This window comes from Paenibacillus nuruki, from assembly GCF_963311185.1.
Lineage (GTDB): Bacteria > Bacillota > Bacilli > Paenibacillales > Paenibacillaceae > Saccharibacillus > Saccharibacillus nuruki.
Genome location: NZ_OY725677.1, coordinates 4,066,566 through 4,082,172, shown reverse-complemented (window position 1 = coordinate 4,082,172; position 15,607 = coordinate 4,066,566). Strand labels below are relative to the sequence as shown.

Genomic DNA, 15,607 nt, shown 5'->3' with positions numbered 1-15,607 from the left:
CACTGCATTATAACTTAATTAAATGGCGCGCCCGCCAAGAATCGAACTTGGATCTCAGGCTTCGGAGGCCTACGTCATATCCATTGGACCACGGGCGCATGTAAAACAGCAGTACGATTGATTATAGGATATCTACCTATAAAAAGCAAGTTGACGATTCATACCATAATCAAGAAAAACGATAACATCAACCTCTCACAGAATAGTTGCATGAAAAACTTGCTTCTGCATGGAAAATTGGTTAAGATAGACGTGGGACTTAAAAAGTTACGCCGGGACGTTTTAAGTCCAATTTATTGAATAACGGATATAATGGACACTGAGCGAGATAAGTTGCAGGAGTGGAATGCATGCGAAAAATATTAGAAATACAAAAGCAGCTTCTGCCCGATCTCACCGAAGTACTCAAAAAAAGATATACGATTCTGCATCAGGTTATGATGGTAGGGCTGGTTGGAAGAAGATCACTCGCCACATCGCTTAATATGACTGAACGCGTCTTACGTGCAGAGACCGATCTTCTCAAATCGCAAGGATTGCTTGAGATTGAAAGTACGGGAATGAAGGTTAGTGAAGCAGGCAAGCAATTGCTTGATGAACTTGAGCCTATTATTCAGGAACTGCTTGGATTATCCAATCTGGAAGAACGTATTCGCACTTTCTATAAGCTGAGACAAGTCATTGTCGTTCCTGGTGATAGTGACATATCTATTATGGCTAAGCAAGAGCTTGGACGAGCAGGAGCCAAAGCGCTGCTCAGTGTAATCCGTGAGGACGATGTCGTTGCTGTAACAGGAGGCTTTACATTAGCTGAAGTCGCCGAGCAACTCAGTCCATCCATACCGGCACCTCTCAAGAATGCCTGGTTTGTACCGGCAAGAGGCGGACTTGGAGAGAGTATGGAATTTCAGGCGAATTCGATTGCTTCCACTATGGCAAAGCGTGTAGGCGCACAGTATCGGTTATTGCATATTCCCGATTTGTTACGTGAAGATGCTTACGAATTGCTTTATCAGGATCAGAATATCCGTGAAATTGTGGGTCTGATTCGTAAAGCACGTATCATTATGCACGGAATCGGAGATGCGATGGAGATGGTGCGTCGCCGTAGACTTGAACCCGAGGCAGCGGAAGAAATTCATGCCGCTGGAGCTGTTGCTGAATCATTCGGTCATTATTTTAATGAACAGGGTGAGACGGTGCACCAGATGTTGACGATGGGACTTCAGCTCGATGATATTTCCAAAGCGGAAGTGGTTATCGGTATTGCTGGAGGCCGTAGCAAGGCCAAATCGATTCATGCTGTACTCAAATTCGGTCAGGAAGATATTCTGGTCATTGACGAAGCCGCCGCTAGAGAAATTGTGAAAGAACTAGACTAGTCCTTTTGCTTCATTTTCGAACGTCTAGCGGTACGGCACACAAGTTTTACTCTATAATGTTGTCTTGACATGCCTTTAACGGGTGTGTCTTGAAATAAATTAAATACACTATCTCTAGGAGGAATTAACTCATGGTTAAAGTTGGTATTAATGGTTTCGGACGTATCGGACGCTTGGCTTTCCGTCGTATTCAAAATGTAGCAGGTATTGAAGTGGTAGCAATTAACGATTTGACTGACGCTAAAATGTTGGCTCACTTGTTGAAATATGATACAACTCAAGGTAAATTTGACGGCGAAGTTGAAGTTCATGACGGATTCTTCAAAGTAAACGGAAAAGAAGTAAAAGTTCTAGCTAACCGTAACCCAGAAGAACTTCCTTGGGGAGATCTTGGTGTGGATATCGTTCTTGAATGTACTGGATTCTTCACAACTAAAGAATCAGCTGAGAAACATTTAACAGCTGGTGCTAAAAAAGTTGTTATCTCTGCTCCAGCTACTGGCGAAATGAAAACAATCGTTTATAACGTAAACCATGAAATTCTTGATGGTACTGAAACTGTAATTTCTGGTGCTTCTTGCACAACGAACTGTCTTGCTCCAATGGCTAAAACATTGCAAGATCAATTCGGAGTAGTAGAAGGCTTGATGACTACAATTCATGCTTACACTGGCGACCAAAACACTTTGGATGCTCCACATGCTAAAGGTGACTTCCGTCGTGCTCGTGCAGCTGCTGAAAACATCATTCCTAACACAACTGGTGCTGCTAAAGCAATCGGTCTAGTTATCCCTGAATTGAAAGGTAAATTGGATGGTGCAGCACAACGTGTTCCTGTAGCAACTGGTTCCCTTACTGAATTGGTAACTATTTTGGAGAAAAAAGTTACTGTTGATGAAGTTAACGCTGCTATGAAAGCTGCTTCTGATGCTGAAACTTATGGTTACACTGAAGACGAAATCGTTTCTTCTGATATCAAAGGTATGACTTTCGGTTCCCTATTCGATGCTACTCAAACTCGCGTTCTAACTGTTGGTGACCACCAATTGGTTAAAACTGTAGCTTGGTACGATAACGAAATGTCCTACACAGCACAATTGGTTCGTACTCTTGAGTACTTCGCTAACAAAGCGTAAGAATCATTCGTGAACTGAAATAAATATTAATTCCATAAAGCGGAAACAGGTTTCTTGTGTTTCCGCTTTTTCTAAATGAATATCTGTTTTAAATTGCTCGTTAATCAAAATTCAGGGCATGGAGGAACAATATAATGAATAAGAAAAGTGTTCGCGATATAGAAGTAACAGGTAAAGTGGTATTTGTACGTGTAGATTTCAACGTACCTATGGAAGACGGTAAAATCACAGATGACAAACGGATCCGTGAGACATTACCTACTATTCAATACCTTGTTGAAAAAGGTGCAAAAGTTGTACTTGCAAGTCATATGGGTCGCCCTAACGGTGAAGTGGTTGAATCATTACGCTTAACTCCACAAGCAACGCGTCTATCTGAATTGCTAGGTCAACCGGTTGCTAAAGCTGACGAAGCGATTGGCGATGCTGTAAAATCACAAATCGCTGAATTGAAAAACGGTGACGTTTTGGTTCTTGAAAACGTACGTTTCTACCCTGGCGAAGAGAAAAATGATGCAGACTTAGCTAAATCTTTTGCAGAATTGGCTGATCTATTCGTCAATGACGCATTTGGTGCAGCTCACCGTGCGCATGCTTCAACAGAAGGTATTGCACACCACTTGCCAGCAGTATCTGGTCTTTTGATGGAGAAAGAATTAGATGTATTGGGTAAAGCTTTGACTAGCCCTGAGCGTCCTTTCACAGCAATCGTAGGTGGATCTAAAGTAAAAGATAAAATCGATGTAATCGATAACCTAATCAATCTTGCAGACAACATCATTATTGGTGGTGGATTGACTTACACATTCTTCAAAGCTCAAGGTCATGAAGTAGGACAATCTCTTCTAGACGAAAGCAAATTGGATGTTGTACTTGGATTCGTAGAAAAAGCAAAAAAATTAGGTAAAAAATTGTACCTTCCAGTAGATATCGTTGTTTCTGACGATTTCAGTGCAGATGCAAACACAGATATCGTAACAATCGACAAAATCCCAGCAGCTTGGGAAGGCGTAGACATCGGTCCTAAAACTCGTGAAATTTATGCTGATGTTATCAAAAACTCTAAATTGGTTGTATGGAACGGACCAATGGGCGTATTTGAAATCGCACCTTTCTCTGGTGGTACAAAAGCAGTCGCAGAAGCTTGTGCAACAACTGAAGCTTACACAATCATTGGTGGCGGTGATTCCGCAGCAGCAGCAGAGAAATTCGGCTTAGCTGACAAAATGGACCATATCTCTACAGGTGGCGGTGCTTCCCTAGAGTTTATGGAAGGTAAAGCTCTTCCAGGCGTTGTGGCATTGAACGATAAATAAGTTTAAAATAGATATAGATTTGGGTGCTTTGGGTCATACAAAGCACTTCAGTATGGCTTAGGTTAGAATACTGTAGTTATGCAAACAGAAGGAGTGATATCGCAGTGAGAACACCAATTATTGCTGGGAACTGGAAGATGTTCAAAACCGTTCCTGAAGCAAAAGCGTTTATTGAAGATATCAAAGGCAAAGCAGAAGTAGATGGCGTAGAAAGCGTAATTTGCGCTCCTTTCACTAATCTTCCTGCTTTGGTTGAAGCAGTAAAAGGAACTTCGATCAAAATCGGTGCACAAAATCTTCATTTTGAAGACAATGGCGCTTACACTGGCGAAATCAGTGGCGTAATGTTGAAAGATCTTGGTGTGGACTATGTAATCATCGGTCACTCTGAGCGTCGTCAATATTTTGCTGAAACAGACGAAATCGTTAATAAAAAAGTACATGCTGCTTTCCGTCATGGTTTGACTCCTATCGTATGTGTAGGTGAAAAGCTTGAAGAACGTGAAGCTAATCAAACTAAAGAAGTATGCAAAGTACAAACAGAAGGTGCTTTTGTAGGATTGAGCGCAGAGCAAGCGAAAGAAACTGTTATCGCTTATGAGCCAATCTGGGCAATCGGAACAGGCAAATCTTCTACATCCCAAGATGCGAATGAAGTTATCGCTTATATTCGTGAATTGGTTAAAGGTCTATACAACGAAGAAGTGGCTAACGCAGTTCGTATTCAATACGGCGGTAGCGTGAAACCTGAGAATGTTAAGGAGTATATGGGACAAAGCGATATCGATGGCGCACTTGTCGGCGGCGCAAGCTTGCAACCTGATTCTTACATTCAGCTCGTTGAGGGGGCGAAGTAAATGTCAGCACCCAAACCAGTAGCATTAATCATTATGGATGGATTCGGTCTACGCGCAGAAGTAGAAGGCAACGGTGTTGCTCAAGCGAAAAAACCCAATTATGATAGATATCTAAGCGAATACCCACATACAACTTTGACGGCTTGCGGTGAAGCTGTGGGTCTGCCTGAAGGACAAATGGGTAACTCGGAAGTCGGTCACTTGAATATTGGTGCAGGTCGCATTGTATATCAAGATTTGACTCGTATTTCCAAGTCGATTCGTGACGGAGACTTTTTCCAAAATGAAGCGTTGGTTGGCGCATTTACAAATGCAAAAACAAACGGTAAAAAATTGCATGTGTTCACCCTGTTATCCGATGGCGGTGTACATAGTCATATCGATCATTTATTCGCTACACTGGATATGGCTAAACGCGAAGATTTCCATGATGTACTGATTCATGTATTCTTGGATGGACGCGACGTATCACCAGATAGCGGTAAACGTTATATGGAACGATTGGTTGCTCAAATAGCAGAAGTTGGCGTAGGTAAAATTGCTACGGTTCAAGGTCGCTATTACGCAATGGATCGTGACAAACGCTGGGAACGTGTGGAAAAAGCTTACCGTGCTATCGCTTTCGGCGAAGGTCCGGCATTCAAAGATCCAGAAAACGTTATTTCTTCTTCTTATCAAAATTCAGTATTTGACGAATTCGTTGAACCATCTGTTATTGTCGATAGCGAAGAAAAACCAGTCGGTACAGTAAGTGATGGCGATTCAGTGATCTTCTTGAACTTCCGTCCTGACCGTGCTATTCAGTTATCTCAAGCCTTTACTCAAGAAGCATTTGAAGGATTCGATCGTGGACATGCACAACCTAAAAACCTGTACTATGTATGCTTAACCACATACAGCAATACAGTAAGTGGAACGGTAGCTTATGGACCGAAGAATCTAAATAATACACTTGGTGAAGTTTTAGTACAGCATGGCAAAAAACAATTGCGTATTGCTGAGACTGAAAAATATCCTCACGTTACTTTCTTTTTCAGTGGCGGTCGTGATGTAGAACTAGAAGGCGAGACTCGTATCTTGATTAACTCTCCTAAAGTCGCTACGTATGATCTACAACCGGAAATGAGTGCGCGTGAAGTAGCAGATGCTTGTATCGCTGAGATTGAAGCAGAGCGTCAAGATGTTATCATTTTGAACTTTGCTAATCCTGATATGGTAGGTCACTCTGGTAAGCTAGAGCCTACAATCAGAGCGGTAGAAACAACAGATGAGTGTGTAGGTAGAGTCGTAGATGCGATTCTAGCTAAAGGTGGCGTAGCTCTAATTACTGCTGACCATGGTAACGCTGAGACAGAGATCGACGAATTGGGTCGTCCGCAGACGGCACATACAACGAACCCTGTACCATTTATCGTCACAGATAAAAATGTTACTTTGCGTGAAGGTGGTATTTTAGGTGATATCGCACCAACCATTCTTGATTTTGCACAATTACCTAAACCGGAAGAAATGACAGGTACATCTATTGTCAACAGCCGTAAGTAATTGCTCGCTATAAAAGATATGCATTAAAATGTAATGATCATTTATGATCTAAAATAACGATTTAAAAGGAGAACATTTAACCATGACTATTATTTCTGATGTTTATGCACGCGAAGTTCTTGACTCCCGTGGTAACCCTACAGTTGAAGTTGAAGTATACTTGGAATCAGGCGCTTTGGGTCGCGCAATCGTTCCTTCTGGCGCATCTACTGGTGCTCATGAAGCTGTAGAACTTCGTGACGAAGATAAATCTCGTTACTTGGGTAAAGGCGTTCTTAAAGCAGTAGAGAACGTTAACGAAATCATCGCTCCAGAAATCATTGGTATGGATGCTCTTGATCAATTGGGTATTGATAAAGCAATGATCAAATTGGACGGTACTCCTAACAAAGCTAAATTAGGTGCTAACGCTATTCTTGCAGTATCTATGGCTACTGCTCGCGCAGCTGCTGATGCTCTTGATCTTCCATTGTATGTATACTTGGGCGGATTCAACGCTAAACAATTGCCAGTACCAATGATGAACATCATCAACGGTGGTGAGCACGCTGATAACAACGTTGACGTTCAAGAATTCATGGTATTGCCAGTTGGAGCTCCTAGCTTCAAAGAAGCTCTTCGTACAGGTGCTGAGATTTTCCACAGCCTTAAATCTGTATTGAAAGCTAAAGGATTAAGCACTTCTGTAGGTGATGAAGGTGGATTCGCTCCTAACTTTACATCTAACGAAGAAGCATTGACTTCTATTGTTGAAGCAATCGAAAAAGCGGGTTACAAACCAGGTGTTGACGTATTCTTGGGTATGGACGTTGCTTCTACTGAGTTCTACAAAAACGGTAAATATGAACTTGCTGGCGAAGGTAAATCATACACTTCTGCTGAGTTCGTAGACTTGATGGCTTCATGGGTTGATAAATACCCAATCATTACAATCGAAGATGGTTGTTCTGAAGATGACTGGGAAGGTTGGAAATTGTTAACTGAGAAATTGGGAGACAAAGTTCAATTGGTTGGTGACGACTTGTTCGTAACAAACACTGAGCGTCTTGGTCGTGGTATTGAAGAAGGTATTGGTAACTCTATCCTTGTTAAAGTTAACCAAATCGGTACGCTTTCTGAAACATTTGATGCGATCGAAATGGCTAAACGCGCTGGTTACACAGCTGTTATCTCTCACCGCTCTGGTGAATCCGAAGATAGCACAATCGCTGACATCGCTGTAGCGACAAATGCTGGACAAATCAAAACAGGTGCTCCTTCACGTACAGACCGTATTGCAAAATACAACCAATTGCTTCGCATCGAAGATCAATTGGGTGACCTTGCTAAATACGATGGTCTTAAATCTTTCTACAATTTGACTGCACACAGAGGCTTAACTAAATAATTCACTTTTAAGTGATAGACAACCATCTGGTATCATGCCGGGTGGTTGTTTTTTTATATGTGTTTTATATCTATAGGTGCTCTTTAAGATTATGTATATGTTGACACCTTAAAAGAAGAGCTGGAGTCAAAACCTTACTTCACGATACATATCGGAGTAAAAAGATTGCTTTTCACTTGAAAAATATGCTAAAATAAGAATGCTGTTTTCTATACGATTATTACATACGATAGTGGTGGTCAATCACTGTTGTTCTTATATGATAACGATAGATGTTCGGCGTATTCGTTTGAGGAGGTGGAATTCATGTTATTGACTTTGAAAGTACTGCTCATGATTTTTTCCGTTGGGTTGATCGTTATTGTTCTACTTCAAAAAGGTAAAAGTGCTGGACTTTCTGGTGCCATCTCCGGCGGTGCGGAACATCTTTTTGGTAAAACCAAAGCGCGCGGAATGGAACTGGTGTTGGAACGTACAACAGTAGGACTGGCTATTGGATTTTTTGTTCTAGCTATTCTTGTAGCGGTATTTAGTTAAATCATGAATCGCCTGAAGTGGTAAAGGATAACTTTACTGCATCAGGCGATTTTTATATGGTAAGCAATTGTAAATAGATGCTCTTTGGTAAGTGATTGTTCATAGAGAATTCATATAAGGGAACTATACTTGGAATTGTTCCCGAGCTTGTCCATTATTCCCACGTAAGTCAAGTAAGGCCGAAGTGCATGATGTGCAATACCTTTCAGGCAGTTTTGTTATTCCCAACCAAGGAGGGGATAATAGAACTGCCCTCTTTTTTTATGCAGAAGGATACAGGAAACTGAATATTTCGGTCGAATTGAATAGGTGAGATTAAATTAGTGTATACTAGGGTATGAGTATACTAAACGCTACAATGCATGCAGTTATACATACGGATCAAGAAGGGAAGATAAGCTTACCCTGAAGGTCGTCCGAGGTGAAATGATATGATTACTGAACAACAAGTATTAGATGTAATAAAAAGTATCGACTATAAACCAATGACTTATCAAGAATTGGAGCAGCAGCTAGAGATTCAAGCGGCTTCAGACTTTAAAGAATTGGTCAAAATATTAAATGAACTTGAGCGTACAGGAATCATCGTACAGAACAAGTCTCATCATTATGGTCTACCGGAACATATGGATTTGGTTCGTGGACGTATTCAAGCTCATGCCAAAGGATTTGCTTTTCTAATTCCTGAGGAAAAAGAGCATGGTGATGTCTATATCAATGCCAATGATATGGGAACCGCAATGAACGGGGATATCGTGTTTGTTAAAGTGACGTCTCGCAGTACGACAGGAGGTCGTATGGAAGGTGAAGTCATTCGTGTCATCACTCGCAAAAATACACGTGTGGTTGGTGTATTCCAAGGATTGGATACGTACGGATTTATTATTCCAGATGATAAGCGGATTAACCGCGATATTTTTGTGCCCAAAGAAGCATTCGGTGGTGCAGTAGAAGGCGAAAAAGTGGTTGCTGAAATTGTCAGCTACCCAGAAGGCAGAGCAGCAGCAGAAGGACGAATTGTTGAAGTGTTGGGTCACAAAGATGATCCGGGCGTAGACATCTTGTCTGTTATTCGTAAGCATCAACTGCCAGAGTCTTTCCCTGATGAAATTATGGATGAAGCGCAAGCGGCTCCTGATTCCATTACAGATGCAGAGATCGTCGAACAAGGCAGACGCGATCTACGTGACAAAAATATCGTCACGATTGATGGCGAAGATGCCAAAGACTTGGATGATGCTGTTAATGTAGAGCGTCTAGACAACGGACATTACCGTCTAGGCGTGCATATTGCAGACGTAGGTTACTATGTCAAAGAAGGCTCTAAGCTCGATATCGAAGCTTACAACCGTGGATGTAGTGTGTATCTAGTGGATCGCGTGATTCCAATGTTGCCACATCGTCTATCGAACGGGATCTGTAGTCTTCATCCACAGGTAGATCGTCTAACTCTTTCATGCGAAATGGAATTCGATGAGCATATGAAAGTCGTGAAGCACGAAGTATTTACCAGTGTAATCAAAACCAAAGAGCGTATGACGTATACCAATGTACGCAAAATTTTGGAAGATGAAGATCCAGAATTGTTAGAGCGTTATGCTCCGCTTGTCGAAGATTTCAAATTAATGCGTGAACTTGCGATGCAGTTACGTGAGATGCGTGCTCGTCGTGGCGCAGTTGATTTTGATTTTGACGAAGCGAAAATCATTTTAGATGAAAAAGGCAGACCGATCGATATTGTGAAGCGTGAGCGTTCTGTTGCAGAACAGATTATCGAAGAGTTTATGCTAGCTGCGAACGAGACTGTAGCCGAGCATTTCAGTACACTTCAAGTGCCGTTCTTGTATCGTATTCATGAGAATCCAGATCAAGAAAAATTACAGAACTTCTTAGCATTTGCTTCTAACTTTGGTCATGTTATCAAAGGAACAGGCGATCATGTTCATCCACGTGCATTGCAACAATTGTTGCAAGATATCAAAGGTGAAAAAGAAGAAACAGTAATCAGCACAATGATGCTTCGTTCGATGAAACAAGCGAAATATTCCGCAGACAGTTCAGGTCACTTTGGACTAGCCGCCGATTACTATAGTCACTTTACATCACCGATTCGTCGTTATCCCGATCTGGTTATTCACCGTGTCATTCGTGAAGTGATCGAAAATGGTGGTAAGCTTAAGCCGAAGCGTCAAGATTATCTGAATTCACGTATGGCGGATATTGCACAGCAATCTTCAGAACGTGAACGTGTTGCTGTAGATGCAGAGCGTGATACCGATCAACTGAAAAAAGCAGAGTATATGCTGGATAAAGTAGGCGAAGAATTCGAAGGTATGATCAGCAGTGTTACTAGTTTCGGGATGTTTATCGAACTGGATAATACGGTAGAAGGTCTGATCCGCTTAGGTATGCTGACTGACGATTATTATCATTTTGACGATAAACAAATGATCTTACTTGGTGAACGTACTTCCAAAATCTATCGTATCGGTGATGCGATTACCGTACGTGTAGCTCGTGTGAATATGGAAGATCATACGATCGACTTTGAGCTGAAAGATATGCCGAAAAGCAATCGTCCTGAACGCGCAGATCGTGGCGCTCGTCCTCCACGTGGAGATAGCGACCGTAAAGGCGGACGTGGCGGAGATCGTGGTAAAAACAAAGCAGCTGGTAAAGCGGCGAAGTTCGGTAAAGCAGCGAAGGCTGCAAAAGCGAGCAAAGCGCCTACAGCATCTGTAGCTCCAACCGCAGATAGTGGTAGCAAAAAGCCGGCAAGACGCAAACGTAAACCATCTACAGTCTCTGGTCAAACGAGTGCTGTAAGTGTACCGAATACACAACAGCCGCGTGCTACAGAAAATACGGTATCTGCGAGTACCAGTAATAGTGAAGGTGCGCCTAAAAAAGCGAAAGGCATTTCGACTCATGCTCCGAAAAGTTCGAGTAAAGACAACTCTCGCAACTTCAACTTCGGTTCAGGTAAAGGTGGCTATAATAGCCCTGTCGAAAGTAGCAAAAAGCGTAAAGGCAGTCCAGCACCAAGACGTAAAAAGATAGAAGGCCCTGTATTCGATCCAGAAGCAGGCAATATCCAAACGTCTTCTGCCAAAGCAGATCCTAGCAAAACAGGTGGCGAAGTGAAAAAGAGTCGTCCACGTAAACGCAAACCAAAACCAACAGAGCAAAAACCTGAATAAATAAGATATCGATCGGCTTTCTTCTTTCTCTGTACACCTTAGAATGAGGATAGAGGATGGAGAAATGCCGATCTTTATTTGTAAGTAGAGTATGATCACTAATTCGGTAATAAAGGAGTGAACCCTTATGGCGCCTAAAAAGGGTGAAAGTAAAGTTTTAGCGCAGAATAAAAAAGCATCACATGATTATTTTATCGAAGATACGTATGAAGCAGGAATGGTCTTAACCGGTACAGAGATCAAATCATTGCGCCGGGCAAGAGCGAATATCGGTGATGCGTTTTCCACGATTCGTAATGGCGAAGTGTTTTTACACAATATGCATATTAGCCCATTCGAAGAAGGCAACCGTGCCAATCCAACCGATCCGACACGTACTCGTAAACTGCTATTGCATAAAGGTCAGATTAGCAAATTGATCGGTGCCTCTAAGCGAGATGGGTATACAATTGTTCCACTTAAAGTGTATATTCGTAACGGATATGCCAAGCTATTAATCGGTCTGGGTAAAGGTAAGAAACAGCATGATAAACGTGCGACAGCAGCCAAAAAAGATGCAGATCGCGATATTCAACGCGCTTTGCGGGATAACCAAAAGGTTTCTCGTTAAGTGAGTTGGTTAGAAGATGGAGCGAGATGGGTAAATGGATAGAAGTGAGATACTAAAGGCAACTGGACAACTGTTCAAAGATGCTGAAATGTGGTATACTCATAGTCTGTGGTCGTTGTATATTCTTTCAATAGAAACAGCTTATGGCTGATACAGGCGACACTTTGCAGTTCTTTCTTATGGAGGGAAAGACTGTTGCTGTATATTCGGATAACGAGACTCATGTGATCCGTTCTAATCCAGCACCCTTATATTAAGGGGGCGTTTATGGATTCGACGGGGGTAGTTCGAGCATGAGTAGCGGGTAGTGGGGACGCGTCCGCTTTATCAACGCTAAAGCCTATTAAACGGCAAACAACAAACTAACTACGCTTTCGCAGCTTAATAACCTGTGAGCGTGCTCTCCCCTCGCATCGCCCATGTGCCAGGACGAGGGCCCAACTAATAGTGGGCTACGCTGTCACATCTCCGCCTGAGGTGTGCTGAATAAGATAACCAGGCTGACCCAAAGGGAATCCGGTGACAGGGAGTTCCTAGGGTGACATCAAATCTGTCACTACACCCGTAGAAGCTTATGTAACGTTGCCTTCGGACAGGGGTTCGACTCCCCTCGCCTCCATTATGATTTATCAGTAAGACCGCCTGCAGAGGCGGTCTTTTCTGTATTTTAGTAATATACTGTAAGATGATGTTACGTTTGAAAATACTTCATAGATAAGAATAAAAGTGAAGGCTGTTGTTACAACTAATTATAGTAACTAACGTTAATTATAGTAGCTAGCAATATGTAATAACCTAAAAAAGTAAATAAGATTCTGTAATTATAAATCTTTACTAACATAAGATAACGTTTTCACAGTATAATATTTTATTATACAAATTTAATCAAAGGTGGCATTTAATTGAAACAGATACCATTCGAGATAATAGAACAGATGATACAATGCTTTGGTCGTTGTTTTCATTTTAAAGATCCTGTTGCCAATTTTATGACTTCTTCAGGAGTCCCTAGAGACCTTATTAATCGGTATAAACATGAAGCAAAATTTGTGTGGGCAAGACATGTACTTAGTGAATTGAATGAGACAAATGAAGGCACATTAATTCAAAGAAGAATTCTAACTAATTTATGCTCTCTTCGTGATATTCCTGATAAAGAGGTAACTGATCGAAATTCTGGTCTGGATGCACTGCGTAAATTGAAAAATTTAGCAATGGAAAATGAACTATTAGTTAAAGAAGAAAGAAGGAGTGTAGATCAGAGACGTACCCAATCTGAACAAAGACAAAAGCAACTTCAGGAGAGAGCAAAAAAGCTTGAACACTTGAAAATACAATTTAATAATGGATTAATTGATCCCAATCGTCAAAGAGCTGGGTATTCTTTGGAAGAGTTATTAAATAATCTTTTCCAACTTAATGATATAGAGTATCGCAAGTCATATAGAAATCCAAATAACACTCAGCAGATAGATGGTCACTTCAATTTTGGAGGTTTTGATTATTTGGTGGAAGCGAAATGGCGAAAAGATATGCCAAATAGTGGTGAGATTGGTGGGTTTAAAACTAAAGTCGATTCAAAACTAGAAAGTACTCGCGGATTATTTGTTTCTATAAATGGATTTCGACCAGAAGTTATTGAAGAATACAATGGTAGAGGTGCAAAAATAATTTTCTTAACAGGAATGGATTTAATTATAATATTAGAAGGCAGAATTTCTCTAGATGAAGCATTAAAGATAAAAATAGAAAAAGCAGCTCAAGAAGGAATAACCCACTATCCATTAAGTTTTATTGATTAAAATTAATAGTGTAAACGGGCAAAAAAATGAATTAAATAATCAATGGATAAAGATTTGTATGAGTATTCTCATAAGCATAAAATAATTTTTGGAATCTCAAAGTAGTAATCTAGCAAGAAACTCTAGACGAAATTAATTATTGTTGTTTTTACTTCATAACGATGCATTTGATATCACTTTTATGATACGTGGTACAATATAAATAGGGGAGAAATTTTAGTGCAATTAAGAACTAGATTTGTGCTACCGGAAGTATTATATCACGGTACAAAAATGTCAGCTGTTTTAAACCCTAATGGCTTTTCAAACAAAGTCATAAATGAAAATTTTATGAATAACATTCGTTCAAATGACCGCGATTTCGGCACTGGTTTTTATACAACTGTAGATTTTAGACAAGCTGCTAATTGGGCTAAAAAAGCATTGGTCTCGGCTGAAAATTCTGGATTTGAAACTTATCCTGAGCAAGAGTTGCCAGTTGTTCTAAAGATACATTGTCAGCTTCCTTCAGAGTTTGATGCAATTGAAGTTTATGATTTTCGTGGTGAGAGTGATAAGTGGTCAGATTTTATTTTACTTCATCGTTATAAAAGTAGCTTAAATAATTGTGCCTGCATTAACATTTTTGGACACGAACATCCTCAAATTGTTTGCGGACCAATGGCCGATAATGATACAGGTAGTGTAATAGCACTTTTTAAGGATCAGAAAAGAGAAATTCTTAATGAGAGTGACCGGATGTGGTTTCGCGAAGAGATTACAAAAAGTGAAGATGGAAGACGTAGGGTGGGTCTTGATTTAGGTGATCAGTTGGCTTGGTTTGGAGAAACTTTAAATTCCTTTTTAACATTGGATGGATATTATAAATTAAACATGGATAGTTTTTTAGGGGATGAAGTGACTGGAAAAAATTATTGGGGGGAGTGGGACTATTATGGAAATTAACAATCGTGATTTGGCTATTAAGGCTTATAAGAACGCAGTCTACTCCGAGTTAAAAAGACGATTAGAATCTTCTGATAGAGCTTCAAACATGATGGACACTTATTATAAACCGCTAAAACAAACATGGGGCTTGGAACTTAATCCCGAAGCTCTGGTAGAAGAGATGATTAGACTTGATTATATCAAAACTCATTCTTACGATGCTAACATTATGATTAGACCACATTTTAGAACAAGCAGAGGGAAATCTAGCTATATTATAGGTCATAGAAGGTTGAAAAACATTTTAAAAAATGCGAAGGTAGTTATAAAAGAAGATCCTACAACAGGGACAAAAAATCTTCATAGAAATTAATTTATATAAGAATAGCTAATGATTTATTGAGAATGAAATTTATACAACTGATTTAAGAACTTTAATAGGAGTTTTTTTCCAAAGAATGTTCTCTTTTTATCTTGAAACCAAGTATTAATTTGATTTTACTGATATTTAAAGCATTTAACTTTTATTCTATTTATCATAAAAATAAACTTTCGCAATCATTGTTCTATATATTCTCAACATTGGAAGAAGCTCGAAGCCAAATTACCGATTACTTAACGTATTACAATGAAGAACGTTTTCAAAGAAAACTAAACGGCCTTTCCCCGAAAGAATTTCGGGAAAAGGCCGTCGTTTAAAAACATACTTTTTTAGTGTCTACTTGACGGAGCTATGGCCATTTTAGGTGGTCTTTTTTGATTCTATTTTGTTATAGCTGTTTTTTATTGCATAATCAATACGATCGAAATACTATATTAGATGATCTAAATCAATAATTTTCGAAAGGAAAATTATTGACTATTTTTAAAGTGTGGATACGTGCTACAAGTTCTTTAATCACCAGTTA

The 15,607-nt window shown here is 40.2% G+C and carries 13 protein-coding genes, 1 tRNA gene and 1 other RNA gene; 14 read left to right on the top strand and 1 reads right to left on the bottom strand.

Annotation, left to right across the window (positions count from 1 at the left end; all coding sequences use genetic code 11):
• Nucleotides 1–23 precede the first annotated feature (23 nt).
• Nucleotides 24–98: transfer RNA gene (locus tag RCP16_RS18060), tRNA-Arg, on the bottom strand.
• Between the two features lie 252 nt (nt 99–350).
• On the opposite strand from RCP16_RS18060, the gene RCP16_RS18055 reads away from it, so the two are divergent.
• The 14 genes from RCP16_RS18055 (at nt 351) to RCP16_RS17990 (ending at nt 15,398) form a co-directional block, all read left to right on the top strand.
• Nucleotides 351–1,382 (top strand): sugar-binding transcriptional regulator, encoded by a 1,032-nt coding sequence (locus RCP16_RS18055; RefSeq protein WP_069325818.1) that lies wholly within the window; start codon nt 351–353, stop codon nt 1,380–1,382.
• A gap of 131 nt (nt 1,383–1,513) precedes the next feature.
• Nucleotides 1,514–2,518: a type I glyceraldehyde-3-phosphate dehydrogenase gene (gap, locus tag RCP16_RS18050; protein WP_069325817.1), complete on the top strand. Its 1,005-nt coding sequence runs from the start codon at nt 1,514–1,516 to the stop codon at nt 2,516–2,518.
• A 134-nt stretch (nt 2,519–2,652) separates the two neighbouring features.
• Nucleotides 2,653–3,834 carry a phosphoglycerate kinase gene (locus RCP16_RS18045; RefSeq protein WP_069325816.1) on the top strand — a complete coding sequence of 394 codons (1,182 nt, stop codon included), beginning with the start codon at nt 2,653–2,655 and terminating at the stop codon, nt 3,832–3,834.
• Nucleotides 3,835–3,938: 104 nt separating this feature from the next.
• The gene (gene tpiA / locus RCP16_RS18040) at nt 3,939–4,691 is read left to right on the top strand and encodes a triose-phosphate isomerase (protein ID WP_069325815.1); all 753 of its coding nucleotides are present in this window, start codon (nt 3,939–3,941) and stop codon (nt 4,689–4,691) included.
• Nucleotides 4,692–6,236, top strand: coding sequence for a 2,3-bisphosphoglycerate-independent phosphoglycerate mutase (gene gpmI / locus RCP16_RS18035; protein ID WP_069325814.1), 1,545 nt, complete (start codon nt 4,692–4,694; stop codon nt 6,234–6,236).
• 82 nt (nt 6,237–6,318) lie between these two features.
• On the top strand, nt 6,319–7,623 hold the full coding sequence (eno, locus tag RCP16_RS18030; protein ID WP_069325813.1) for a phosphopyruvate hydratase: 1,305 nt from the start codon (nt 6,319–6,321) through the stop codon (nt 7,621–7,623).
• Nucleotides 7,624–7,929: 306 nt separating this feature from the next.
• Complete coding sequence (gene secG, locus RCP16_RS18025) at nt 7,930–8,160, top strand: preprotein translocase subunit SecG (RefSeq protein ID WP_069325812.1); 231 nt, start codon at nt 7,930–7,932, stop codon at nt 8,158–8,160.
• Nucleotides 8,161–8,591: 431 nt separating this feature from the next.
• Nucleotides 8,592–11,360, top strand: coding sequence for a ribonuclease R (rnr, locus tag RCP16_RS18020; protein WP_308640992.1), 2,769 nt, complete (start codon nt 8,592–8,594; stop codon nt 11,358–11,360).
• A gap of 127 nt (nt 11,361–11,487) precedes the next feature.
• Entirely contained in the window at nt 11,488–11,970 is a 483-nt protein-coding gene (gene smpB, locus RCP16_RS18015) for an SsrA-binding protein SmpB (protein WP_308640991.1), read from the top strand.
• Between the two features lie 257 nt (nt 11,971–12,227).
• Nucleotides 12,228–12,592, top strand: a transfer-messenger RNA (tmRNA) gene (gene ssrA, locus RCP16_RS18010).
• A 280-nt stretch (nt 12,593–12,872) separates the two neighbouring features.
• Complete coding sequence (locus tag RCP16_RS18005) at nt 12,873–13,772, top strand: hypothetical protein (protein ID WP_308640990.1); 900 nt, start codon at nt 12,873–12,875, stop codon at nt 13,770–13,772.
• A gap of 219 nt (nt 13,773–13,991) precedes the next feature.
• On the top strand, nt 13,992–14,717 hold the full coding sequence (locus RCP16_RS18000) for a DUF3990 domain-containing protein (protein ID WP_308640989.1): 726 nt from the start codon (nt 13,992–13,994) through the stop codon (nt 14,715–14,717).
• Nucleotides 14,707–15,072: a hypothetical protein gene (locus tag RCP16_RS17995; protein ID WP_308640988.1), complete on the top strand. Its 366-nt coding sequence runs from the start codon at nt 14,707–14,709 to the stop codon at nt 15,070–15,072. Before RCP16_RS18000 ends, RCP16_RS17995 begins: the two co-directional genes overlap by 11 nt.
• Before the next feature lie 101 nt (nt 15,073–15,173).
• Nucleotides 15,174–15,398, top strand: coding sequence for an IS3 family transposase (locus RCP16_RS17990; RefSeq protein ID WP_308640987.1), 225 nt, complete (start codon nt 15,174–15,176; stop codon nt 15,396–15,398).
• The last annotated feature ends 209 nt before the right edge of the window (nt 15,399–15,607 follow it).

Excerpts from the sequence above, each read along its gene's own strand:
- RCP16_RS18055 (WP_069325818.1), top strand. The coding sequence starts at position 351 with ATGCGAAAAATATTAGAAATACAAAAGCAGCTTCTGCCCGATCTCACC.
- gap (WP_069325817.1), top strand. The coding sequence starts at position 1,514 with ATGGTTAAAGTTGGTATTAATGGTTTCGGACGTATCGGACGCTTGGCT.
- RCP16_RS18045 (WP_069325816.1), top strand. The coding sequence starts at position 2,653 with ATGAATAAGAAAAGTGTTCGCGATATAGAAGTAACAGGTAAAGTGGTA.
- gpmI (WP_069325814.1), top strand. The coding sequence starts at position 4,692 with ATGTCAGCACCCAAACCAGTAGCATTAATCATTATGGATGGATTCGGT.
- eno (WP_069325813.1), top strand. The coding sequence starts at position 6,319 with ATGACTATTATTTCTGATGTTTATGCACGCGAAGTTCTTGACTCCCGT.
- secG (WP_069325812.1), top strand. The coding sequence starts at position 7,930 with ATGTTATTGACTTTGAAAGTACTGCTCATGATTTTTTCCGTTGGGTTG.
- rnr (WP_308640992.1), top strand. The coding sequence starts at position 8,592 with ATGATTACTGAACAACAAGTATTAGATGTAATAAAAAGTATCGACTAT.
- smpB (WP_308640991.1), top strand. The coding sequence starts at position 11,488 with ATGGCGCCTAAAAAGGGTGAAAGTAAAGTTTTAGCGCAGAATAAAAAA.
- RCP16_RS17995 (WP_308640988.1), top strand. The coding sequence starts at position 14,707 with ATGGAAATTAACAATCGTGATTTGGCTATTAAGGCTTATAAGAACGCA.